The organism is Saccharothrix ecbatanensis (assembly GCF_014205015.1).
In the GTDB taxonomy this organism is placed as follows: domain Bacteria; phylum Actinomycetota; class Actinomycetes; order Mycobacteriales; family Pseudonocardiaceae; genus Actinosynnema; species Actinosynnema ecbatanense.
This window is the reverse complement of sequence record NZ_JACHMO010000001.1, coordinates 6,957,545-6,980,215: the sequence shown is the minus strand read 5'-3', so window position 1 is coordinate 6,980,215 and position 22,671 is coordinate 6,957,545. Positions and strand designations below refer to the sequence as shown.

The 22,671-nt window shown below is 70.4% G+C and carries 25 protein-coding genes; 15 read left to right on the top strand and 10 right to left on the bottom strand.

Annotated elements, in window-relative coordinates; translation table 11 throughout:
- Window positions 1-10: 10 nt before the first annotated feature.
- From F4560_RS30060 to F4560_RS30050, 3 genes are all read right to left on the bottom strand, one after another.
- Window positions 11-310, bottom strand: a complete 300-nt coding sequence (locus F4560_RS30060) for a hypothetical protein (protein ID WP_184925771.1) — start codon at window positions 308-310, stop codon at window positions 11-13.
- Window positions 307-615 carry a PadR family transcriptional regulator gene (locus tag F4560_RS30055; protein WP_184925768.1) on the bottom strand — a complete coding sequence of 103 codons (309 nt, stop codon included), beginning with the start codon at window positions 613-615 and terminating at the stop codon, window positions 307-309. Before F4560_RS30055 ends, F4560_RS30060 begins: the two co-directional genes overlap by 4 nt.
- A 63-nt stretch (window positions 616-678) precedes the next feature.
- Window positions 679-1,671, bottom strand: a complete 993-nt coding sequence (locus F4560_RS30050) for an ADP-ribosylglycohydrolase family protein (protein ID WP_184925765.1) — start codon at window positions 1,669-1,671, stop codon at window positions 679-681.
- A gap of 68 nt (window positions 1,672-1,739) precedes the next feature.
- On the opposite strand from F4560_RS30050, the gene cds1 reads away from it, so the two are divergent.
- The gene (gene cds1 / locus F4560_RS30045; RefSeq protein WP_312869562.1) at window positions 1,740-2,789 is read left to right on the top strand and encodes an L-cysteine desulfhydrase Cds1; all 1,050 of its coding nucleotides are present in this window, start codon (window positions 1,740-1,742) and stop codon (window positions 2,787-2,789) included.
- A gap of 72 nt (window positions 2,790-2,861) precedes the next feature.
- The gene (locus tag F4560_RS30040) at window positions 2,862-3,260 is read left to right on the top strand and encodes a hypothetical protein (RefSeq protein ID WP_184925761.1); all 399 of its coding nucleotides are present in this window, start codon (window positions 2,862-2,864) and stop codon (window positions 3,258-3,260) included.
- Between the two features lie 7 nt (window positions 3,261-3,267).
- Here the strand turns inward: F4560_RS30040 and F4560_RS45010 are convergent, their stop codons facing one another.
- A complete protein-coding gene (locus tag F4560_RS45010) occupies window positions 3,268-3,711 on the bottom strand; it encodes a MarR family winged helix-turn-helix transcriptional regulator (RefSeq protein ID WP_221483687.1) in 444 nt (147 codons plus the stop codon).
- A 70-nt stretch (window positions 3,712-3,781) separates the two neighbouring features.
- Here F4560_RS45010 and F4560_RS30030 point away from each other — a divergent pair, with 70 nt between their 5' ends.
- The gene (locus F4560_RS30030) at window positions 3,782-4,729 is read left to right on the top strand and encodes an NAD-dependent epimerase/dehydratase family protein (RefSeq protein ID WP_184925759.1); all 948 of its coding nucleotides are present in this window, start codon (window positions 3,782-3,784) and stop codon (window positions 4,727-4,729) included.
- A 3-nt stretch (window positions 4,730-4,732) separates the two neighbouring features.
- Here F4560_RS30030 and F4560_RS30025 read toward each other — a convergent pair whose 3' ends face one another.
- The 4 genes from F4560_RS30025 to F4560_RS30010 all read right to left on the bottom strand — a co-directional run bounded on the left by F4560_RS30025 (window position 4,733) and on the right by F4560_RS30010 (window position 8,977).
- Complete coding sequence (locus F4560_RS30025) at window positions 4,733-5,605, bottom strand: 1,4-dihydroxy-2-naphthoate polyprenyltransferase (protein WP_184925757.1); 873 nt, start codon at window positions 5,603-5,605, stop codon at window positions 4,733-4,735.
- A gap of 66 nt (window positions 5,606-5,671) precedes the next feature.
- Entirely contained in the window at window positions 5,672-6,868 is a 1,197-nt protein-coding gene (locus F4560_RS30020; protein ID WP_184925755.1) for a DUF8814 domain-containing protein, read from the bottom strand.
- A 127-nt stretch (window positions 6,869-6,995) separates the two neighbouring features.
- A complete protein-coding gene (gene menE, locus F4560_RS30015; protein ID WP_184925753.1) occupies window positions 6,996-8,060 on the bottom strand; it encodes an o-succinylbenzoate--CoA ligase in 1,065 nt (354 codons plus the stop codon).
- A 5-nt stretch (window positions 8,061-8,065) separates the two neighbouring features.
- Window positions 8,066-8,977: a 1,4-dihydroxy-2-naphthoyl-CoA synthase gene (locus F4560_RS30010; protein WP_184925751.1), complete on the bottom strand. Its 912-nt coding sequence runs from the start codon at window positions 8,975-8,977 to the stop codon at window positions 8,066-8,068.
- Window positions 8,978-9,139: 162 nt separating this feature from the next.
- On the opposite strand from F4560_RS30010, the gene menD reads away from it, so the two are divergent.
- Both menD and F4560_RS30000 read left to right on the top strand, forming a co-directional pair.
- Entirely contained in the window at window positions 9,140-10,762 is a 1,623-nt protein-coding gene (gene menD, locus F4560_RS30005; protein ID WP_184925748.1) for a 2-succinyl-5-enolpyruvyl-6-hydroxy-3-cyclohexene-1-carboxylic-acid synthase, read from the top strand.
- 59 nt (window positions 10,763-10,821) lie between these two features.
- Window positions 10,822-12,318, top strand: a complete 1,497-nt coding sequence (locus F4560_RS30000; RefSeq protein WP_184925745.1) for a M1 family metallopeptidase — start codon at window positions 10,822-10,824, stop codon at window positions 12,316-12,318.
- A 69-nt stretch (window positions 12,319-12,387) separates the two neighbouring features.
- Here the strand turns inward: F4560_RS30000 and F4560_RS29995 are convergent, their stop codons facing one another.
- On the bottom strand, window positions 12,388-13,617 hold the full coding sequence (locus tag F4560_RS29995; RefSeq protein WP_184925742.1) for an isochorismate synthase: 1,230 nt from the start codon (window positions 13,615-13,617) through the stop codon (window positions 12,388-12,390).
- 63 nt (window positions 13,618-13,680) lie between these two features.
- Between F4560_RS29995 and F4560_RS29990 the strand changes: the two genes are divergently transcribed.
- The 8 genes from F4560_RS29990 to F4560_RS29955 all read left to right on the top strand — a co-directional run bounded on the left by F4560_RS29990 (window position 13,681) and on the right by F4560_RS29955 (window position 19,068).
- Window positions 13,681-14,127 (top strand): DUF3592 domain-containing protein, encoded by a 447-nt coding sequence (locus tag F4560_RS29990; RefSeq protein ID WP_376775358.1) that lies wholly within the window; start codon window positions 13,681-13,683, stop codon window positions 14,125-14,127.
- A 41-nt stretch (window positions 14,128-14,168) separates the two neighbouring features.
- Entirely contained in the window at window positions 14,169-15,101 is a 933-nt protein-coding gene (gene paaA, locus F4560_RS29985; protein ID WP_184925736.1) for a 1,2-phenylacetyl-CoA epoxidase subunit PaaA, read from the top strand.
- Between the two features lie 73 nt (window positions 15,102-15,174).
- Complete coding sequence (gene paaB / locus F4560_RS29980; RefSeq protein ID WP_184925733.1) at window positions 15,175-15,459, top strand: 1,2-phenylacetyl-CoA epoxidase subunit PaaB; 285 nt, start codon at window positions 15,175-15,177, stop codon at window positions 15,457-15,459.
- Window positions 15,456-16,343: a 1,2-phenylacetyl-CoA epoxidase subunit PaaC gene (gene paaC / locus F4560_RS29975; protein WP_184925730.1), complete on the top strand. Its 888-nt coding sequence runs from the start codon at window positions 15,456-15,458 to the stop codon at window positions 16,341-16,343. The genes paaB and paaC overlap by 4 nt, the downstream gene beginning before the upstream one ends.
- Window positions 16,337-16,828 (top strand): 1,2-phenylacetyl-CoA epoxidase subunit PaaD, encoded by a 492-nt coding sequence (gene paaD / locus F4560_RS29970; protein WP_184925721.1) that lies wholly within the window; start codon window positions 16,337-16,339, stop codon window positions 16,826-16,828. The genes paaC and paaD overlap by 7 nt, the downstream gene beginning before the upstream one ends.
- Window positions 16,828-17,862, top strand: a complete 1,035-nt coding sequence (gene paaE, locus F4560_RS29965) for a 1,2-phenylacetyl-CoA epoxidase subunit PaaE (RefSeq protein WP_184925719.1) — start codon at window positions 16,828-16,830, stop codon at window positions 17,860-17,862. Before paaD ends, paaE begins: the two co-directional genes overlap by 1 nt.
- An 18-nt stretch (window positions 17,863-17,880) precedes the next feature.
- Window positions 17,881-18,501 (top strand): hypothetical protein, encoded by a 621-nt coding sequence (locus tag F4560_RS29960; protein WP_184925716.1) that lies wholly within the window; start codon window positions 17,881-17,883, stop codon window positions 18,499-18,501.
- A gap of 42 nt (window positions 18,502-18,543) precedes the next feature.
- Window positions 18,544-19,068, top strand: coding sequence for a hypothetical protein (locus tag F4560_RS29955; protein ID WP_184925713.1), 525 nt, complete (start codon window positions 18,544-18,546; stop codon window positions 19,066-19,068).
- Window positions 19,069-19,339: 271 nt separating this feature from the next.
- Here F4560_RS29955 and F4560_RS29950 read toward each other — a convergent pair whose 3' ends face one another.
- Window positions 19,340-20,164, bottom strand: a complete 825-nt coding sequence (locus tag F4560_RS29950; RefSeq protein ID WP_184925711.1) for an inositol monophosphatase family protein — start codon at window positions 20,162-20,164, stop codon at window positions 19,340-19,342.
- Window positions 20,165-20,280: 116 nt separating this feature from the next.
- Between F4560_RS29950 and F4560_RS29945 the strand changes: the two genes are divergently transcribed.
- Both F4560_RS29945 and F4560_RS29940 read left to right on the top strand, forming a co-directional pair.
- Window positions 20,281-21,411: a glycosyltransferase family 4 protein gene (locus F4560_RS29945; RefSeq protein WP_312869557.1), complete on the top strand. Its 1,131-nt coding sequence runs from the start codon at window positions 20,281-20,283 to the stop codon at window positions 21,409-21,411.
- Between the two features lie 31 nt (window positions 21,412-21,442).
- The gene (locus F4560_RS29940) at window positions 21,443-22,552 is read left to right on the top strand and encodes a glycosyltransferase (RefSeq protein ID WP_184925708.1); all 1,110 of its coding nucleotides are present in this window, start codon (window positions 21,443-21,445) and stop codon (window positions 22,550-22,552) included.
- Window positions 22,553-22,671 lie beyond the last annotated feature (119 nt).

The following is a 22,671-nucleotide window of genomic DNA, read 5'->3' as shown; positions in this document are numbered from 1 at the left end:
CCCCGGCCGGCTACATCACCAGCAGGATCGCCCCGCCGAGGTTCGCCAGCAGCATCACGGCCAGCACCGCGCCGAACTTCGTGCTCTCACGCAGGCGCAGGGCCAGCGCCAACGGGCCGATCGGCAGCATCACCGGCCCCCGTTCCCGGTTCGCGATGCGGATCGCGCCGAACGCCACGCCCAGCGGGTTCAGGCCGAGTTCACGAGCACCTTCCACATCCGCCCGCCACTGCTCCAGGTAACGGTCTCTCTGCGCACGTGGCAGCAACACTGCGGCTGCTCGGACCACGGCGAGGGCGAGTCGGGTCATCGGGCGACCTCCGGTCGGGTGGCGGGCACGGGCCTGGCCTTCTTCGCGCACACCTTGGCCGCCTCTCGGGCGCCTCCGGGCGTGAGCACGTACATCCGGCGGCGCGGGCCGCGGCGTTCGCTGTCGTCGTCCCAGGACGACGTGACCCACCCGGCCCGTTCCAGGCGGTCGAGCAGGGGGTAGACGCTGCCGGACGGGCGTCCGGTCAGCTTGATGATCTCCAGGCCCCAGCGCGGCTGGTCGCTCTCGATCAGCACTCCCAGCACGTCGACCGTGGCCCCTCCGATGCGTCCGAGTGGTTCCACGGCTCCAGTCTACCTATGTAGATTAAGGAAGTCCACCGATTCGACACGTGCTCGTCCGTCAGGTCACCCGGTGAACGCCTCCACCGCCTCGTCAGTCAGGCGTTCCAGCACGTCACGGAGTTCCAAATCGCTCAGCCAGTGCTCGGGAACGGCCTCCACGCCGTCCCGCGCGCCCAGCAGGTTCCCGCACAGCGCGCCGGTCGAGTCGCTGTCCCCGGAGTGGTTGACCGCGAGCAGCAACCCGTCCGCCAGGTTCCGCGCGGCCAACGCGGTGAGCACCGCGATCGCCAACGCCTCCTCGCCGACCCAGCCGCCGCCCAACGCCGTCTCGATCACCTCCGGCGTCGGCCGCACACCGCCCGTGCCCAGCTCCACCGCCAGGTCCAGCAGGCTCAGCTGCTCCTCGTGACCGTCCCACGTGACCAGCTCCGCGCGGGCCACGTCGATCGCCGACAGCAGCGGCACGCCCGCCAGCACCTGCTGCACCAGCACCGCCAGCACGCCCGCCGACAGGTAGCCGCTGGGGTGGCCGTGGGTGAGCGCGCCGGTGGCGGCGGCCAGGTCGAACACCTCGTGCACATCGTCCGACCACAACGCCACGGGAGCCGCCCGCATCACCGCGCCACAGCCCTTGGAGTCGTTGATCGGGGTGTTCACGGTGCCCAGCACGCCCGAGCGGAGCGCGGTGAGGCACGTGTTGCCAGGCGCGCGAAGCTGGTGCAGCTCCGGCACGTCCAGCAGCCACCCATCGGGTCTGACGTCCGGACCGCCCTGCGTGCGCAGCCACCGCCCGTACGCCACGCGCACCTCGTGCACCGGGTCGCTGCCGCGCTTCTTCGCCAGCAGCAGGCCTTCCAACGTGAACAAGGTCATCTGCGTGTCGTCGGTGATCGCGCCCAGCCTGCCGTAAGCCGGTGCGTAGTCGGTGAGACCCGATGGCCCGAAGCGGTTCCTGATGCGGTCGATCCGGTCGAACTCGATCGAACCGCCGAGTGCGTCGCCGACGGCGCCGGCCAGCAGGCTGCCGCGGAAGGAACCGCTCGCAAGTGAGGTCACGTCGCAGAAGTTATCGTGCCGGCGTGACGACTTCGGTAGACCGATGTAGCTCCCGGACCAGGGAATGGGTGTGCGAGGCCGTCCGCATCATCGAAGCGGACGCCAACCGCAGCGCGGACACGCACCTGCTGCACTTCCCCCTCCCACCGGAGTGGGGTATCGACCTGTACCTGAAGGACGAGTCGACCCACCCCACCGGCTCGCTCAAGCACCGGCTCGCGCGCTCGCTGTTCCTGTACGCGATCTGCAACGGCTGGGTCGTCGGCGGCACGCCGGTGATCGAGGCGTCGTCCGGTTCGACGGCGGTGTCGGAGGCGTACTTCGCGCGGCTGCTCGGGTTGCCGTTCATCGCGGTGATGCCCCGGTCGACCAGCCGGGAGAAGGTGGAGCTGATCGAGCGCCAGGACGGCCGCTGCCACTTCGTGGACGAGCCGGGCGCGATCTACGACGAGTCCCGGCGGCTCGCGGCGGACCTCGGCGGGCACTTCATGGACCAGTTCACCCACGCCGAGCGGGCGACGGACTGGCGTGGCAACAACAACATCGCCGAGTCGGTTTTCCAACAGATGTCGTTGGAGGCCGCGCCGGAGCCCGAGTGGGTCGTGGTCGGGGCGGGCACGGGTGGCACCAGCGCCACCATCGGCCGGTACATCCACTACCGGAAGCTGCGGACCCGGTTGGCCGTGGTGGATCCGGAGCACTCGGTGTTCTTCGACGCCTGGTGTGACGGCAATCCCGCGCTGACGGGGACGCGGGGCTCGCGCATCGAGGGCATCGGCCGACCGCGGGTGGAGCCGTCGTTCATCGGCAACGTCATCGACCGGATGATCAAGGTGCCGGACGCGGCGTCGGTGGCGACGATCCGGCACGTCGAGGACGTGCTGGGTCGGCGGGTCGGCGGGTCGACCGGCACGAACCTGTGGGGCGCGTTCCAGTTGATCGCGGAGATGCGGGCGTCCCGGTTGCACGGCAGCGTTGTCACGTTGTTGTGTGACGGCGGCGAGCGGTACGGGCACACTTACTACGACGACTCGTGGGTGGCCGCGCAGGACATGGACCTGGAGCCGCACCTGGCCACGTTGACCCGATTCCGGTCCACTGGCAACTGGTCCGGTTGATTCGGGTAGTGCGGGAACGCACGGCGGGCGTCGTGCGTCCCAGCGTGATCGGTGTGCAGGAGGGGGTTTGCGGTGAGCGCGTGGCGGACGGCGGAGGTGCTCACGGCCGAGGACGTGCTGGCGAGGTCGGTCGCCGACGCCGAGAAGGCGATGCGCGAGGCGGCGAAGCTGCGTTACCCGCAGCGCGAGCCGTCGGCCGAGGACGTGCGGCGGGTGATGCAGTTCGCCAAGTCCAACGAGGCGTCACCGGAACTCCAGGCGTTGCAACGGCGGATCGCGGGCGGCTACCTGAGCTGGCGTCAGGTGCTGATGGGCGAGGCCGCCGAAGACCGTGGCGTGAAAGCGGCCCTGGAAGCGGACCGCGTGACGCTCGCCGCCCTGTGCCGTGGCGAAGAACGCCGCGTGGAGCCACCCAAACCCAAGCCGCGTGACGACGAGGAACCGATGTCGTTCACCGAGGACGCCTGGTAGCCGGTCTCTAGTCCGGCTGCGTCACGATCGTCCGCAACGAGTCCCGCAGCTGCTGGGCGGCCTGCGGGTGGAGTGACGCGAGGAACGCGCGTTCGGCCTCGTCGGTGGCCTCGGTCGCCCGGCGGAGGGTGTCCTTCCCGACATCGGTCAGCTCGACCACGTTGCGCCGCCGGTCCTCCGCGTCCGGATGACGTGACACCAGGCCCTTGCCCTCCAACGCGTCCAGCAGCGCGACCATCGTCGTGCGGTCGATGCCGAGCCGCTGTGCGGCCTGCTGCTGGGACATCGGCTCACCGCCGGCGAGGGTCAGCAGCACGCCCAACTCGCGCCCCTCGATGCCGTACGGCGTCAACGCCCTCGCGGTCAGCTCGGCCATCCGGAAGTGCGCGTGCTTGAGCAGGTACACGAGGTTCCGGCGCAACTCCGGGCCTGGCCCGTCTTCCCTTGCCACCCGACAATCCTATCGCTAGCCTGATCGTCAGTAGGACTGATAATCAGTCAAACGACAGGAAGGTGCGACGATGATCCTGGTCACCGGAGGTCTGGGCTTCATCGGCTCCCACACCGTGCGGGCGCTGCTGGACATGGGCGAGGGCTGTGTGCTGGTCCAACGCCGGACCGCAGAGGCGCCGGCCGACCTCGCCGACGAACGGGTGGCGGTGGAACAGGCCGACATCACCGACCTGACGGCGTTGCTCGACGTCGGCACCCGGCACAAGATCACCGGCATCGTGCACCTCGCGGGGTCGATGCCCTGGCCGCCGAACGCCGACGAGCCCGTGGAGGCCACCCGCAAGGCGATCGGCGGGCTGCTCAACATCTTCCAGGCCGCTCAGACCTGGGGCGTGTCGCGTGTCGGCGTCGCGAGCACGATCGGCGTCTACTCGGGCGTCGCCGCCGAGGGCGCGCTGCGTGAAGACATGCCGTTGCCGATGACGTCACCCCACCTGATCCCGAGGTTCAAGAAGATCGGCGAACTGCTCAACGAACACCTGGCCGCCGCCACCGGCATCGAGGTCGTCGACTACCGCATCTCCGGCATCTGGGGTCCGGGCGAGCCGCACGGCGCGTTGTTCTTCGCCGCTCCCGCCCTGATCCACGCTGCCGCCCACGGCGCGAAGCCGGACCTCTCCCCACTTCACGGGCGCGCGTACGCGGAGGACGCGGTCGACCTGTGTTACGTGAAGGACTGCGGCCGGGCCATCGCGCTCTTGCAGCTCGCGGACCGGCTCAACCACCGCACGTACAACGTCGCCGCCGGTCGTGCGACGTCCAACGCCGAGATCATCGCCGCGATCAAGAAGGTGGTCCCGGACGCGCGGGTCGACCTGCCCACCGGCGGGACGGGCCGGGCGAGCTACCTCGACATCACCCGCATCCACCAGGACACCGGCTACCAGCCCGCCTACGACACCGAACGCGCCGTCACCGAGTACATCGCCTGGCTGCGTGCGGGCAACGTGCGCTGAGCGTCAGGCCAGGAACAGCGCGGCGGGGACGGCGATGCCCCAGACGAGCATGGCCAGGCCGGTGTCGCGCAGCACGGGGATCAGGTCGTGGCCCTTGCGGCCCATGACGACGTGGCGGGCGCCGAGGATCGCCAGGGGCAGCGCCAGCAAGCCGATCAGGGCCAGCGGGACGCGCAGCCCGAGCACCGGCGTGATCAGGAACGGGATCGCGATCAGGGCCACGTAGAGGCGGCGGGAGTCCTTGTCCCCCAACGTGGTCGCCAACGTGCGCTTGCCCGCTTGGATGTCGGTCGGGATGTCGCGCAGGCTGTTCGCGATCATCACGCCGGTGGAGAAGGCGCCCATCGCGATCGCGCCGCCGATCCCTATCCCGGTGATCTCGCCGGTCTGCACGTACAGCGTGCCGAGCACCGCCGCCGGCCCGAAGAACAGGAACACGGCCAGCTCGCCGAAACCCGAGTAACCGTAAGGCTTTCGGCCACCGGTGTAGAACCACGCCGCGGCCACGCACACCGCGCCGAACGCCACCATCCAGTAGCGGCCGGACAGGACGATCAGCACCAGGCCGGTCACCGAGGCCACGCCCAGGGCCGCGAACGCCGCCGTGCGCACCGACTTGGGGTTGGCCGCACCCGAGCCGACCAGCCGGAACGGGCCGACGCGGTTGGCGTCGGTGCCGCGGATGCCGTCGGAGTAGTCGTTGGCGTAGTTGACGCCCACCTGGAGTGCCACCGCCACCGCCAGCGCCAGCAGCGACCAGGTCAGGTTGAAGCCGTCGATGTGGTGCGCCGCGCCCGCGCCGACCAGGACCGGCGCGATCGAGTTCGGCAGCGTGCGGGGGCGGGTCCCCGATACCCACTGGGCGACTGTGGCCATGTCCGACATCCTCCGACATGGTCATCGGGGACCCGCTCCCGGGTGCTCCTGTTCAGCGCGGGTTGATCAGCAGGCGCCGGCGCCCGTGACGCCCGACACGTACGCCCTGGCGACGTACTTGCCCGTCGCGATCCGGAACCAGATGTTGGACGTGCCCTGCGAGCCCGTCACCGTCTGCCCGGTGACCTGGCACTCGACCCGCACCTGGGCGTAGTTCGCGGCCAGGCCGACCTGCGTGGCCGTCGAGGTGGCGCCGCTGCGGACGTTAAGCGGGTCGCCCGACGTGCGGACGTACCCGGCCGGGCCCGAGCCGGTCCACGAGTAGGTGACGGTGACCCACGCGTTGTCGGTCAGCTTCAGGCCGTCCCAGAACGTGCCGTCGGCGAGGTCGATGCCCGCCGGGTTGGCGACGACTCGGCCGAACTGGTCCCGACCGCCGTTGTAGCCGTCCTGGTACGCGGCCTGGGCTTCCGGCTTGCCCTGCGGCAGGTCCTTCCACATCTCACGGGTGGACGACGGGTTCCAGTAGTCGTCCTTCGTGTTCCAGGGGCCGACGTCCCACACCGGCGCCCACTCGCAGCGGCCGTTCGCCGCGCACACCCGCACGCTGTACGTGCCGGTGCCCTTGGCGGACAGGCCGCGGCGGGACGGCAGGGCGACGAAGTGGTCGCGGCTCACGATCACGTGGCCGTTGGCCGTGGTGCCGCCGACAAGGCCTTCACGGGTCGCGTAGATCCGGTAGGACCGGCCCGCCGCCTGTGCTTCGACGTCGGCGGTCTTCGGCGCGGTGAACGCCCTGAGGTCGACCCGGCTGACCTCAGGGGTGGCCTTCTCGGCCGTCAGCGCCAGCCGGACCTGCACGGTCGTGACCGCGGTCGGCAGGACGGCCGGGGCCTCCGGACGTGCCTCGACCCACTCGGTCCACTGGTCGTCGCCGAGCGCGCCGCGGACGTCCACGGCGAGTTCGGCGCCGGCGGGGACGTGGCTCTTCACGGTCGCGGCGACGGCGTTGACGGGGGAGTCGAACGTGCGCGGGTCGAGTTGCAGGAACCCGGTGCGCACAGCGGCCCGCGCGCTGGCGGGTGTCGGCGCGGCGCGGTCGAGGCGCACCGTGCCGTGGTGGGAGGTGACGCCGTTGTCGTCGGCGTTCACCGTGGAGAGGTCGGCCGTCCACTCGCGGTCACCCTCGGCGGCGGCGGGCGCCGCCAGACCGGCGGTCAGGACGGTGGCGACGGCGAGCGGTAGCAGGTAGCGCCTGGTCATCGCAGCACTCCTCGTCCGGACACGCGGTGCGGGGGGAACCGCGGCAGGGCCGCGTGTCACGGCGTGCCGAGCCAATCGCCCGGAGTAGTTAGCTGTCAACCAACAAGGCGGCTAACAAGACAGAAACTCACCCAAATGTGTTAGCGACCGCCCTCCTGTCCACCTTGCCGGGACCACGTTGGGGCAGCTCAAGCACGAAGATGAGTCGCTTCGGCATGGCGAACCGACCGATTGCCTCGCCGACCGCCGCGCACAGCTCGTCCGCGTCGGGTGGCGAGGCGGGATCGTCCGGCACCACGGCCGCGGCCACGACTTGGCCCCATTCCGGGTCGGCCAACCCCACGACGCACGCCTCGCGCACCCCGGCCTGGGCGGTGAGCGCGCGTTCGACCCGGGCGGGAGCGATGTTCTCCCCACCGCTGATGATCACGTCGTCGGCGCGGCCGAGCACCTCCAGCGTGCCGTCGGGCCGGACCTGGCCCAGGTCACCGGTCCGGAACCACGCCCCGAACCGCTCGCCGCCCTGGTAGCCGAGGGCTAGCACCGGGCCGCTGATCTCGACCCGGCCGTCGACCAGCCGGACGTGCACGCCGTCGAGCGGCAGACCGTCGTACACGCAGCCGCCGGACGTCTCGCTCATGCCGTACGTGGTGACGACCCGGACGCCGAGTCGGCGGGAGCGTTCGAGGAGGGAGGGCGGAGTGGCGGCGCCGCCGATGAGGACGGCGTCGAACTCCCGGATCGCGGCCAGCCCTGGGCCGTCGATGGCGACCAGGCGGGCCAGCTGCGTGGGCACGAGGGCGGTGTAGTGGCGGCCTGGTGCGGTGAGGACGGCGTCGGCTGCGGTGGCGAAGCCGGAGGCGCGGAAGCCGGTGGCGAGGTCCATCACGCCCGGTTCGGCGCCGGCCACGAGTGAGCGGACGAGCACCTGGACGCCGGCGATGTGCGTGGTGGGGAGGGCGAGCAGCCACGTGCCGGGGCCGCCGAGACGGGCGTGCGTCAGTTCGGCGGACGCGGTGAGGGCTTCGGCGCTCAGCAGGACGGTCTTCGGCTCACCGGTGGACCCCGAAGTCGGAACGGCAAGCGCCGCTTCGGTTTCCCACCCCTGGAGGGGCGGGAGCGGGAGATCGGGGTGAGCCGCAGACACGGGTCCACCGGAGAGCGCTGCGCGTAGTCGATCGACGGTGATCATGGCGGTCAGTAGTAGTAGGGGTAGTCGGACCAGTCCGGCGGGCGCTTCTGGAGGAAGGCGTCCCGGCCCTCCACCGCCTCGTCCGTCATGTACGCGAGCCGGGTGGTCTCACCGGCGAAGATCTGCTGGCCGACCAGGCCGTCGTCGATCAGGTTGAACGCGTACTTCAGCATCCGTTGCGCCGTGGGCGACTTGCCGTTGATCTCCTTCGCCCACTCCAGCGCCGTCGCCTCCAACTCGGCGTGCGGCACCACGGCGTTGACCGCGCCCATCTTGAACATGTCCTCCGCGCTGTAGGTCCGGCCGAGGAAGAAGATCTCGCGGGCGAACTTCTGGCCCACCTGACGCGCCAGGTACGCCGAGCCGTAGCCGCCGTCGAAGCTGCCGACGTCGGCGTCGGTCTGCTTGAACTTCGCGTGCTCCTCGCTCGCCAACGTCAGGTCGCACACGACGTGCAGGCTGTGGCCGCCGCCGGCCGCCCACCCCGGCACCACCGCGATCACGACCTTCGGCATGAACCGGATCAGCCGCTGGCACTCCAGGATGTGCAGCCTGCCCGCGCGCCCCGGGTCGACGGTGTCCACCGTCTCGCCCGACGCGTACTGGTACCCGCTGCGCCCCCGGATCCGCTGGTCGCCGCCGGAGCAGAACGCCCAGCCGCCGTCCCGCGTCGACGGGCCGTTGCCGGTGAGCAGGACGCACCCGACGTCCGAGCTCATCCTGGCGTGGTCCAGCGCGCGGTACAGCTCGTCGACCGTGTGCGGGCGGAACGCGTTGCGCACGTCGGGCCGGTCGAACGCGATGCGGACCGTGCCCTGGTCGACCGCGCGGTGGTAGGTGATGTCGGTGAAGTCGAAGCCCTCGACCAGCTTCCAGCGGGTGGGGTCGAACAGCTCGGAAACGTCCTGATCTGCCACGCACGGACAATATGCCTGCGGTGAAGCTGAGGGCCGGCCCGGTTGCCGGCGGGTCGGGAAGGACGGGTCGGCGCTGGTCGGGGAGCTCGATTCCGATCACCCGAACACGTGTTCGCTCAGCAAGGCGAAACACCTGATCGGGCACTGCGCCACAATGACCCGGTGAACCCGTCCACCGCGCAGGCCACGGTGCTTGTCGACGAGCTGATCCGCAACGACGTGCGGCACGTCGTGCTGAGCCCCGGATCGCGCAACGCCCCGCTGTCCTTCGCCCTGCACGAGGCCGCCGCGGCCGGACGCCTCACCCTGCACGTCCGCATCGACGAGCGCACCGCCGGTTTCCTCGCCCTCGGCCTGGCCAAGGGCGGCAACGAGGTCACCGCCGTCACCTGCACCTCCGGCACCGCCGTGGCGAACCTGCACCCCGCGATGCTGGAAGCGAGGCACGCGGGCGTCCCGGTCATCGCCCTCACCGCGGACCGCCCGGTCGAGCTCTACCGCACGGGCGCCAGCCAGACCGTCGACCAGCAGCGCATCTTCGGCATGGACACGCTCCAGTTCCCCATCGCCGAGTGCCGGGAGAACCAGAACGGCATGTGGCGCTCCCTGATCTGCCGCGCCGTCGCCACCGCCCGCGAGCAGGGACCGGTGCACGTCAACGTGCCGTTCCGCGAGCCACTGGTGCCCGACCGGGCCGACGACTGGCCGGAGGCCCTGGACGGCCGCCCGTTCGACATGCCGTGGACGCGCGTCATCCCGCGCACCACCACTTCCCTGCACCCGGCCGACCACCTCGGCCCGCGCACCCTGGTGATCGTCGGCGACTCCGATCACGACCTCACCGAACTGGCCGAACGCGCGGGCTGGCCGGTGGCCGCCGAACCCACCGGCCACGGCCTGCGCCACGGCGGCCTCCTGCTCAACGCGGGCGAACTCCCCGACCACCTCAGGCCGCAGGCCGTCGTGGTGGTGGGTCGGGCGACCCTCTCCCGGGGCGTGCTGAAGCTCATCGCCCGAACACCGGTGGTGCACGCCCTCTCCGACGACCTCGACTGGCCGGACCCGCAGTTCACCGCCACGCACACGTCCACCGACCTGGCCCTGGGCGAGCACGAGGTGGACGACGACTGGCTCACCGCCTGGCAGCACGCCGACAAGGCCGTCGCGGACGTGGTGGACGGCGTCCTGGCGAAAGAGCCCTGGCCGACCGGCCTGCACGTGGCCCGAGACCTGGTCGCCGCGTTGCCGTCGGGCGCGAACCTGTTCCTCGGCTCGTCCAACCCGATCCGGGACGTCGACCTGGTCGCCGCGCCGCGCCGCGACATCCAGACCTACGCGAACCGGGGCGTGGCGGGCATAGACGGCAGCGTGTCCACCGCCGCCGGCATCGCGCTCGCCCAGGGCCCCACCTACGCCCTGATCGGCGACCTGACGTTCCTGCACGACGCGAACGGCCTGATCGTCGGCCCGCACGAGCCGCGGCCCGACCTGACGGTCGTCGTCCTCAACGACGACGGCGGCGGCATCTTCACGTTGCTGGAGCAGGGCGCGAAGGAGCACGAGGTCGCCTTCGAACGCGTCTTCGGCACACCGCACGGCGTCGACCTGGAGGCGCTGTGCAACGCCCACCACGTGCCGCACACCCTGGCCCGGACACCGGACGAGTTCCGGCGGGCACTCGGTCGGCCGGAGGGCATCAGGGTGGTGGAAATCCGGGCGGAGCGGAACGAATTGCGCGATCTGCACACCCGGTTGAAGGGCGCTGTGTCAAGCACATTCCACTAGTCGGAGGAATCCTACTGACGGGGGTACAGACCGTCAGGGGGCCGGACTAGTTTCGCCGCATGTCCCTGAGAGCCAAGCTGACCCTCGGTACCGCCACCGCGGCGTCCCTGCTCCTGCTCGCCGGCACGGCGACGGCGGCCGAACCGGGCGCACCGGGCATCGGCGACCCGTACTACCCGAACGCGGGCAACGGCGGGTACGACGTGTCGCACTACGACATCAGGCTCAACTACCAGCCGGCGAACGACAACCTCTCCGGCACCACGACGATCCTGGCCAAGTCCACCCAGAACCTGAGCCGGTTCAACCTCGACTTCCTGCTGAAGGTCAGCTCGGTCCGGGTCAACAACAAGGTCGCCCAGTTCTCGCAGTCCGGCGGCGAACTCGTGGTCGACCCGCGCGGCACCCTCCACAAGGGCGCGCACATGACCATCGTGGTCACCTACTCCGACACGCCCTCCGCCTACGCCGTGGACGGCTACACGTCGTGGAAGCGCACCCCGGACGGCGCGCTCGCGATCGACCAGCCGGACATCGCGCCGTGGTGGTTCCCGAGCAACAACCACCCGACCGACAAGGCCAGGTTCGACGTGTCGGTGGCCGTGCCGACCGGCGTCGAGGTGATCTCCAACGGCATCTTCAACGGCACCGCGCAGCAGATCAACGGCTGGACCCGGTGGCGTTACCGCAGCTTGCAGCCGCAGGCGACGTACCTGGCGTTCATCGCGATCGGCCAGTTCGAGATCCGCCAGTCGACCGCGCCGAACGGCCAGCCGGTGCTGAACGCGTACTCGGAGCGGCTCGGCGCGGACTACAACGCGTCGGTGGCGAGCATCGAGCGCACGCCCGAGATGACGGAGTTCCTGGAGACGCAGTTCGGGCCTTACCCGTTCGAGGCGCAGGGCGGCGTGGTGACGCCGGGCATCGGCTTCGCGCTGGAGAACCAGACCCGGTCGACGTACGACACCGCGTTCTTCCGCCGTGGCGCGAACACCTACGTCGTGGCGCACGAGGTGGCGCACCAGTGGTTCGGCGACTCGGTGTCCGTGCAGGGCTGGAAGGACATCTGGCTGAACGAGGGCTTCGCGAGCTACGCGGAGTGGCTGTGGTCGGAGCACGTCGGCGAGGGCACGGTCCAGGAGAACTCGGACTACATCTACAACATGTACCCGGCCGACAGCCCGTTCTGGCAGGTCCTGCCCGGTGACCCGGGTGCGCCGAACCAGTTCCACGGCGCCGTGTACGACCGTGGCGCGCTGACCGTGCACGCGTTGCGCGGCGAGATCGGCGACGAAGCGTTCTTCACCCTGCTCAAGCAGTGGCCGAGCGAGAAGCGCAACGGCAACGCGACGACGGAGGAGTTCATCGCGTTCGCCGAGAAGCTCTCCGGCAAGCAGCTGGACGAGCTGTTCCAGACCTGGCTGTACACGCCGGTCAAGCCGGCTGCCGCGCCGGGAGCGGCCGGGTTCGCCGCGAGCGCCGCGACGCTGACCGAGCCGAAGTCGTTCCAGAAGATCCAGGAGACGCACGAGCTGCTCGCGGGTCACCACCACTAGGTGCGACTGGCTACAACGCAGAACACGGGGCCGTCCCTCACCAGGGGCGGCCCTGTCTTCGTCCGTGGGTCACATGCCTTCGAGGGCTTCCCGGAACGGCAGCATCTTGGCGTGCGCCTCCCGCACCTCGGAGTCCGGATCGGACTCGGCGACCAGGCCGCAGCCGGCGTACAGGCGGGCCGTGCGGCCCTCCACCTGCGCGCACCGCAGCGCGATGCCCAGCTCGCCGTCGCCGTTGCCGTCGATCCAGCCGACCGGACCGGCGTAGCGGCCCCGGTCCATGCCCTCCAGCTCGTCGATCATGGCGATGGCTTCCGCGCGCGGTGTGCCTCCGACGGCGGCCGTGGGGTGCAGCGCCTCACCCAGCGCGAGCAGGGACGGCGTGCCGTTGAGCGTCCCGATCACGTCGCTGGACAGGTGCGAGACGTTCGGCAGCCGCAGCACCGACGGGCCGTCCACCGACATGGTCGAGCAGAACGGCCGCAGCGTCTCCACCAGCGACGTCACCGCGTACTCGTGCTCGCCGAGGTTCTTGCCGGACGACAGCAGCGCGGCGGCCAGCTCGTCGTCGGACATCCCGTCGTGCGGCCACGTCGTGCCCGCGAGCACGCGTGAGTCGACCACCGACCCGCTTCGCCGCAGCAGCAGCTCCGGGGTGGCGCCGATCAGGCCGTCCACGGCGTACACCCAGCACTCCGGGTAACGGCGGGCCAGGCCTTCGAGCACGAAACGGTGGTCGATCCCGACGTCCGCGACCGCCAGCAGGTCGTGCGCGAGGACGACTTTCTCCAGGTCACCGGCCCGCATCCGCTCGACGGCGGTGCGCACGGCCTCGCGGTAGCCCGTGACCGACACCTGCCCGTCGGAGTACAGCACCTCGGACGGCCTGCGCACCGGCTCCACCCGCCGCCGGCCGCCGGAGCCGATCGTGGTGGTCCAGCTGCGCCCGTTGCGGCGGCCGACCACGACCTCCGGCACCACCAGCACCGAGTGCCCCGGCCGGTCGGAGAACGCCATGCTCAGGAACGCCACCGGGCCCGTGCCCGGCACGCCGAGGTCGTCCTCCACGTCCAGCTCGTCGGTGAACTCACGCCACCAGCGGTCCGCCGCCGCGAACCGGTCCGGCCCGGACGCCTCGAAGCGGGCCGCCTCACCCCACCCGACCAGGCCCGATCCGTCCCGCACCCAGCTCAGCGCGCCGGTCGGAGCCGGCAGCCTGCCCAGCAGGTCGTAGCCCGCTGCGCGCCTGGTGTGCGCGCGCAGCCGTTCTCGGGTCCGCGAGGCTGGAGCTGAGGTCACGGCTTCGAGGGTATGGAGTCGTCCCTGAGATTCGATGCGTTGACCGCCCTAGACTCCTCAGTTGTGGTGGACGACGCAGTGCGGACAGGCGCCCGACCGAAGGCTCGGCTCCTGGTCAGCCGGTCGCTGCTGGTCTTCGGCGCGGTCGTGACCCTGATCGGGGTGATTCTGCTGGCGGCGTGTTGGCGGGACGACCTGATGATCGAGAAGCGACTGGGCAAGGCGACCGCCGAGGTGGTGTCCGTCTCGTTCCAGCGCACGGTGGTGCGCTTCGCCACGCAGGACGGCGCCGTGCACAGCCCGGCGCAGGGCGTGCTGTACCCCGAAGGGCTGGAGCCGGGGCAGCTGGTGCGGATCGAGTACGACACCGCAGACCCGGAGGTGGCCAGGGTCGCCGGACGCACGGCCACGCTCGCGTTGCTGCCGATCGGCACGTTCCTGCTCACGTTGTGGGTGGTGCTGTTCCCGCTGGTCTGGTGGTTGAGGAGAGGTCGCAAGCGGTCGTTGTGACAGTTCTCCTCAAATTTCGCGTCCAGGTGTAACATCGGGGTATGGACCTGGAGGCACAGTTCGAGCGCACGGTCGCGGCCGAGCAGCGCGTCGAGCCGCGTGACTGGATGCCCGACGGCTACCGCCGCACGCTGGTCAGGCAGATCGCGCAGCACGCGCACTCCGAGATCATCGGCATGCAGCCGGAGGGCAACTGGATCAGCCGCGCGCCGTCGCTGCGCCGCAAGGCGATCCTGCTGGCCAAGGTCCAGGACGAGGCCGGGCACGGCCTGTACCTTTACGCCGCGACCGAGACGCTGGGCGCGGACCGGGACGACCTGACCGGGATGCTCATCTCTGGTCGGCAGAAGTACTCCTCGATCTTCAACTACCCGACGTTGTCCTACGCCGACGTCGGTGTGATCGGCTGGCTGGTGGACGGCGCCGCGATCTGCAACCAGGTGCCGTTGTGCCGCACGTCCTACGGGCCGTACGCGCGGGCGATGATCCGGATCTGCAAGGAGGAGTCCTTCCATCAGCGGCAGGGCTACGAACTGCTGATGACGATGATGGCCGGTACCGACGCCCAGCGCGCGATGGTGCAGGAGTCGGTGGACCGCTGGTGGTGGCCGTCGCTGATGATGTTCGGCCCGCCGGACGCCGAGTCGTCCAACACCGAGCAGTCGATGAAGTGGCGCATCAAGCGCAACACCAACGACGAGCTGCGGCAGAAGTTCGTGGACATGTCCGTGCCGCAGGCGGAGAAGCTGGGCGTGACGCTGCCCGACCCCGAGCTGAAGTGGAACGCCGAACGCGGGCACCACGACTTCGGGCAGCCCGACTGGGACGAGTTCTGGCAGGTCGTCGGGGGTAACGGGCCGACGAACGCGCAGCGCATCGCGCACCGGCGCAAGGCGCACGAGGACGGCGAATGGGTCCGTGCGGCCGCTGCGGCGCACGCCTCCCGTCGTGTTGAGCGGGAAGGTGTGGCATGAGCGAGCTTGCGAGCGAATCATTCAACACAGTGTTCTGGGCTCTTGTCACGCCGAGCCTTGGCGAGGTGTGCACATGAGCTCGTCTTGGCCTCTGTGGGAAGTGTTCGTGCGCGGCAAGCGCGGGTTGAACCACGTGCACGTCGGGTCGCTGCACGCGCCGGACGCCGAGATGGCCGTCCGCAACGCGCGTGACGTCTACACCCGGCGCAACGAGGGCGTGTCGATCTGGGTGGTGCCGGCGGTGGCGATCACCGCGTCGTCGCCGGACGAGAAGGACCCGTTCTTCGAGCCCAGCGGGGACAAGGTCTACCGGCACCCCACGTTCTACGAGATCCCCGAGGACGTGCCGCACCTATGAGCTTCGACAATGCCTACGAGTCCTTGATCGACCACGAGGACACGCACTGGGCGTTCGGCACCGGGTTCACCGAGGCGTTGGCCGGGGTCGACCGGGACGTGCCGGACGTCGACCGCGCCGACCTCGCGGCGTACTGCCTGATGCTCGGCGACGACGCGCTGATCCTGTCCCACCGGCTGGCCGAGTGGTGTTCCCGCGCGCCGGAGCTGGAGGAGGACGTCGCGCTGGCCAACATCGCGCTGGATCTGCTCGGCCAGGCCCGGTTGCTGCTGACCAGGGCCGGTGAGGTCGAGGGCGGGGGTCGGGACGAGGACGCGCTGGCGTTCCTGCGCGACGAGCGCGACCTCCTGAACGTGCACCTGGCGGAGATCGAGTGCGGTCCGTTCGCCGGTGGTGACTTCGCCACGACCATGGCCCGGCTGCTGGTGTTCTCGTCGTGGAAGATCGCGCAGTACTCGCGGCTGCGGGGCAGCGCGGACCCGGTGTTGGCGGCGGTGGCGGCCAAGGGGTTGAAGGAACTGGCCTACCACCGTGACCACGCGGCCCAGTGGGTCGTGCGGCTGGGTGACGGCACGGACGAGTCGCACAAGCGGATGCAGGCGGGGCTTGAGCGGGTGTGGCCGTTCCTGGACGAGCTGTTCGCGCCGTCTCCGGTGGAGACGCGGTTGGCCGGTGTCGCGGTGGACCCGGCCGAGCTGCGGTCCGAAGTGGACGGTGTGCTGGACACCGTGCTGTCGGCGGCCGGGCTGACGCGTCCGGCGGACGTGCCCGCGGCGCGGGTCAACGGGCGGGCCGGGCGCGACGGCGTGCACACCGAGGCGTTCGGCTACCTGCTGGCCGAGATGCAGCACCTGCACCGGTCGTTGCCGGGGGCGAAATGGTAACCGCGTTGGAGGTTGCGGCTCGGGTTCGGGATCCCGAGCTGCCGGTGCTGACGCTGGCCGATCTCGGCGTGCTGCGTGACGTGACCGAGGAGGACGGGCGGGTGTCGGTGACGATCACGCCCACCTACTCGGGGTGTCCGGCGCTGGACGAGATGGGCGCCGACCTGCGGCGATCGTTGCTGGCGGCCGGGTTCGCGGCGGTGGACGTTCGGCTGTCGCTGTCGCCCGCCTGGACCACGGACTGGATCAGCGAGGACGGGCTCCGCAAGCTGCGGGAGGCGGGCATCGCGCCGCCGTCCCGGCTGGGTCCGCGCTCGACCGGCCCGGTGCCGTTGAACCTGACGCCGCCGTCGCAGCGGGTGTCGTGCCCGCGCTGCGGGTCGTTCCGCACGTCGGAGTTGTCGCGGTTCGGGTCGACGGCGTGCAAGGCGTTGCGCCGGTGCGCCGACTGCGCCGAGCCGTTCGAGCACGTGAAGGAGATCTGATGGCGCGGCCGGTGTTCCACAAGCTGACGGTCGCGTCGGTCGAGCAGTTGTGCTCGGACGCGGTCGCGGTGACGTTCGAGGTGCCGCCGTCGCTGGCCGCTGATTTCGCGTTCGCCCCGGGGCAGTACCTGACCCTGCGCAACGGCGACGAGCGGCGGTCGTACTCGATCTGCGCGCCCGCCGGCGGTCCGCTGCGGATCGGGGTGCGGCGGGTGGACGGCGGGTTGTTCTCCACGCTGCTGGTGGACCGGGTGCAGCGCGGTGACGTGCTCGAAGTCCTGCCGCCGTTGGGCAACTTCACGCCGTCCGGTGGGTCCCACCACGGGTTGGTGGTCGCCGGGTCCGGCATCACGCCCGCGTTGTCGATCGCCGCGTCGGTGCTGGCGGACGGCGCGCGCGTGACGATGCTGTACGGGAACCGGCGGGCGGACACGGTGATGTTCGCCGAGGAGCTGGCGGACCTGAAGGACCGGTACCCGGCGCGGTTCCAGCTGGTCCACGTGCTGTCCCGGGAGCCGCGGGACGTCGAGCTGTTCAGCGGGCGGTTGGACGCGGAGAAGCTGCGGGCGTTGTTCGGGATGGTGGTGCCGTGGGCCGACATCGACCAGTGGTGGCTGTGCGGGCCTTACGGGTTGGTGCGGGACGCGGAGGACGTGTTGGCGTCCTTGGACGTTCCGGCGTCGTCGGTGCACCACGAGTTGTTCTACGTGGACGAGCCGCCGCCCCCGCCGCGCCGTGAGTCGTCCGCTCCGACGGCCGCCGCCACGGCGACCGTGATCCTGGACGGGCGGACGACCGAGGTGCCGGTGCCGGCGGACACGCCGATCCTGGACGCGGCGCAGCGGGTGCGAGCCGACCTGCCGTTCGCGTGCAAGGGCGGGGTGTGCGGGACGTGCCGGGCGCTGGTCGTGTCGGGTGAGGTGGAGATGCGGCGGAACTACGCGCTGGAGCAGCGTGAGGTGGACGCCGGGTTCGTGCTGACCTGCCAGTCCGTGCCCGTGACCTCTGCTGTAACCGTGGATTACGACGCCTGATCTGGCACATTGGGCGCCATGGGACGAGCGGCGCTGTTGGGCTTCGTCATCGGCACGGCGCTGATGACGGTTTTGCTCATGGTCGGGTTGGTGTCGTCGACGAACGACGGCTCCGCCGCCTCGTGGGTCGGGACGTTAATCGCCTCGGGGATGGTCGGCGTGGTGATGGGCGGCATCCCCGGCACCCTCGTCGGCGTGGTCGTAGGCGCCGTACGCCGGCGCTCCCGCCCCGCCCTCCCGTTGTTCGTCCCGCCACCCCCACCCCTCCCGCCGCCGCCCCCGCCGAACGACCGGTGGGCCGCGATGGTGGGCCGGTGCGAGTTGGCCGTGCGGCGGGCTCACGCGGCGGTGGCGACCGTGCCCGCGTCACCGGCTCGGGATTGGCTGGAGCGGATCGCGGGACAGTTCGGTGGCGAGTTGACGGCCGTCCGCCGGATCGCCGACCTGGCGCGCGCGCTCGGTGCCGACCAGAACCACCCGGCATCCCAACGACTGTCCGCCGCCGTCCGCGACTTCACGTCGTTCGAAGACGAGGTAGGCCGAGTAGCTCTCCAAATGCTCGACCAGACCTCACTGGACGCGGTGCGCTCCCACCTCGAAGTCCTCGAACAACAGCTCCCACACCTGGGCGCAAGTTAGCCCAAATGCAGTAGTCCGCTAGTTCCTTGAGATCATCTCGCCATGTGGCACGCATTCCTCGACGAGTCCCGTCGTGGCTCGACCTACCTGGTCGCCGTCGTCATCGCACTGCCCCGCGACCTCGACCGCGTTCGCACAGCCTTGCGCGGCAAGGTGAAGCCCGGTCAACGCCGCCTGCACTTCCAGAGGGAGAGCGTCTCGCGGCGGAAGGAGGTGCTCGCGCTCCTGCACCACCTCGGGGTTCGGGCGCGGGTCTTCGCGTGCGAGGGTGCGAACGACCGGGATGCCCGACACGCCTGTCTTACCGCCGCTGGTCGCCACTTGATCAACATCAGTGCGGCAAGGCTCGTGCTGGAGAGCTGCGGGCACCAGGACGCCCACGACCGGCACACCTTGGCCTTGGTGAAGCGCAAGATCTTCGAATTGACCTACGAGCACTTCCGCGCCCACGAAGACCCGATGCTGTGGGCCAGTGACGCCATCGCGTGGAGCTACGGCGCGGGTGGGGAGTGGCGACGTCGGGTCGCGGGTTTGCTGGAGGAGGCGCACCAGCTGAAAGTCCCCTAGACAGCGCGAAACCCGGCAACCCACCGTCCGGGAGGTGAACCGGGTTCACTTCCAGGCCCTATTGGGCCTGGCAAAAGTGACTCTACCGCAGGTGATCGGATCGGGCAAACGGACTAGTGGGTCGTCGCTGATCCGACATCGTTCAGAACGGCCCTGAACAGCGCGAAACCCGGCAACCGACCGTCCGGACGGTGAACCGGGTTCACTTCCGGGTCCTATTGGGCCCGGCGGTGGCTACTCGATTGCGCGTAACAAGTACCCGGCAAACGGGTTAACGGGCGGTGGAGGATTGCCACCAGGCCAGGACTTCTTCGGCTACCTCCGGCATCGCCACGAGCAGGCCGTCCACCGGCAACGGGTCGTCCTCGCCTCTTCGGTCCAGCACTGCCGCGCCGGACTCGACCGCCAGCGCGACCGCGCCCGCCACGTCCCACTCGTGGTAGCTGTGCAGGACCGCTGCGGCGGCGTGGCCCAAGGCCACCTGCGCCACGGCCAGCGCCTTCGAACCCAGGACGCGAACACCGGTGCCCGCCAGCGCCGCCCGCGAGATGAACTCGCCCATCCCCGGCCACGGACCCGTCCGCGTCATCTCCGTGCACACGATCGAGCTCACCGCCTGGTCACCCAGCTTCACCGGCGTGCCGTTCGCCCGCATCCCACGACCGCGCGCCGCCGCGTAGATCTGCGCCCGGTACGGATCGGCGACCACACCGACGACCGGCCCCCACCGGTCCACCAACGCCAGGCTGTACGCGCACCACGGCACACCGGCCACGTAGTTCGCCGTCCCGTCGACCGGGTCGACCACCCAGCGGTACTCGGCGTCGCTGGCCACGTCCTCGTCCACGTCCTCGCAGAACACCGGGATGTCCGGGAACTCGGCCATCAGCACCCGCCGCGTGTGCCGCTCCAACGTCCGATCGGTGTCCGTCACCCAGTCGAACGGCGACGTTTCGTCGTCGGGTCGCGCACCACGTCCGGCCGTTGCCATGATGACGTCGGACGCGTCGTTGGCGAGTCGCCCCGCTATCTCCAGCGCGATCGACACCAGGCCGGGATCGACGGGCTGCGCGGGTCGGGACGACAAGACGGTCATGCCGACCTAGTGTCACCGCACTGAGTGACCATGATGCGTACACAAGGTGAAGCCAGGGCCAACGTCAACCCCGACGCGAGGAGTTCGGCAGGCGTTCGCTGAGCTGTCACGCCGGCGTGTCCTTCGCACCGCAGGGTGACCTGGTGCGCGTCGCGATCGTCACCGAGAGCTTCCTACCCCAGGTCAACGGGGTGACCAACTCCGTTCTCCGCGTCCTGGAGCACCTCAGAGCGCACGGTCACCAGGCATTGGTGGTCGCACCGGGCGCGGGCGCTGACCAGCACCTCGGCACGCCGGTCGTCCGCGTGCCCGCCGTGGACCTGCCGAGGCTCAGTTCGCTGCCGGTCGGCGTGCCGACGCGCAAGGTGCTGACCGCGTTGGCCGATTTCGCGCCGGACGTCGTGCACTTGGCGAGCCCGTTCGTGCTGGGCGCACGGGGTGTGTCGGCGGCACGGCGGCTGGGCATCCCGACCGTCGCGGTCTACCAGACGGACATCGCCGGGTTCGCCGGTCACTACGGGCTCGGCCTCACCGCCCGCGCCGCCTGGCGGTGGACACGTCGGCTGCACGCCCAGGCCGACCGCACGCTCGCGCCGTCGAGTTCGGCCGTGGAAGCGCTCCAGCAGCACGGCGTGCCGCGCGTTCACCGGTGGGGGCGGGGTGTGGACGTCGAGTTGTTCAACCCCGATCGGCGGGACGACGCGTTGCGTGCCGAACTGGCGCCGGGCGGTGAACTGCTCGTCGGGTACGTCGGCCGGCTGTCGCCGGAGAAGCGGGTGGACCGGCTGGCGGCGCTGGGCGATCTTCCCGGTGTGCGGGTGGTGGTCGTCGGGGAAGGGCCGGAGGAGGGGCAGCTTCGGCAGCTCCTGCCCGACGCCGCGTTCCTCGGCTTCAAGAGCGGCGTGGACTTGGCTTCCGCCTACGCGAGCCTCGACGTTTTCGTGCACACGGGGCCGCACGAGACGTTCTGCCAGGCGGTTCAGGAGGCGTTGGCCAGCGGCGTGCCGGTGATCGCGCCGGACGCGGGAGGTCCGCGTGACCTCGTGCAGCCGAACACCGGCTACCTGTTCGCGGACGACGCGCAGCTCCGGCAAGCCGTGGTGGAGCTGAGTGATCCGTTGCGACGGCGGCAGTTCGGCCAGGCGGCTCGGCGTTGGGTGCGTGGACGCACATGGTCCGCCGTGTGCGACGAGCTGCTCGGCCACTACGCGGCGGTGCTGGACCTGCCGGAGCGTCGTGCGGCATGAGAATTCGGGCACGCATGAGGATCAGGCACGCATGAGGATCGTGCAGCTGGCCAACTTCTACGGCCCGCGTTCCGGTGGTCTGCGCACGGCGTTGCACCACCTCGGCGGCGGTTACGCGGCCAACGGCCATCACGTGACGCTCGTCGTGCCGGGGGCGGCGCATGCCGACGAGGAGCTGTCGCCTGGCGTCCGGCGGATCACGTTGCCCGCGCCGCGCATCCCCGGGACGGGCGGGTACCGGGCGGTCGACCCGTGGCGGGTGCGGACTTTGCTGGACCACCTCGAACCGGACCGGCTGGAGGTGTCCGACCGGTTGACGTTGCGCGGCATGGGCCGGTGGGCGGCGGCTCGTGGTGTGCCGAGCGTGGTGATCTCGCACGAGCGGTTGGACCGGTTGCTGGAGCAGTTCCTGCTGCCGAAGGCTTTCGCGCGGCGGGGTGCGGACTGGGCGAACGCCCGGATGGCAGCCTCGTACGACACGGTGGTGTGCACGACGGAGTTCGCGCGGGAGGAGTTCGACCGGATCGGGGCGCGGAACGTGGCTCGCGTGCCGCTCGGGGTGGACTTGCTGACTTTCACCCCGACCCGGCACGACCGGTCGTTGAAGGCGGATCTGGCGCGGGGCGCCGACGCGCTTCTCGTGCACTGCGGGCGGCTTTCGCCGGAGAAGCACGTCGAGCGCAGCGTCGACACGGCGGCGGAGCTGCACGCGGCCGGGCACAACGTGCGGCTGGTGATCGCGGGTGACGGGCCGCGGCGTGAGGCGTTGGAACGTCGTGCGGTCGGGCTGCCGGTGACGTTCCTGGGTTACGTCGGCCGGCGGACCGAGGTCGCCGACCTGCTCGCCACGGCGGACGTCTCACTGGCCCCCGGCCCGCACGAGACGTTCGGCTTGGCAGCGTTGGAAGCTCTGGCCTCCGGCACTCCTGTGGTCGTGTCGGCTTCCTCCGCTCTGAAGGAGATCGTCCGCCCCGGCTGTGGTGCCGCGGTGGCCGACCACGCCCCGGCGTTCGCGGGCGCCGTGAACGCTCTCCTGGACGACCCGGAACCGACCCGCCGCACCGCCGCCCGTGCCCGCGCCGAGGAGTACCCCTGGCAGGCCGCCGTGGACGGCATGCTCACCGCCCTCCGCGCCCACTAACCCACCCCCTCCGCGTGAGTCCTACGTTCAGAACGCGCGAGTCGTACCTTCAGGACCACCGTGTCCTACGTTCAGGACCCCCGAATTCAACGCTCAGAACAAACGATCTTGTACTGAGC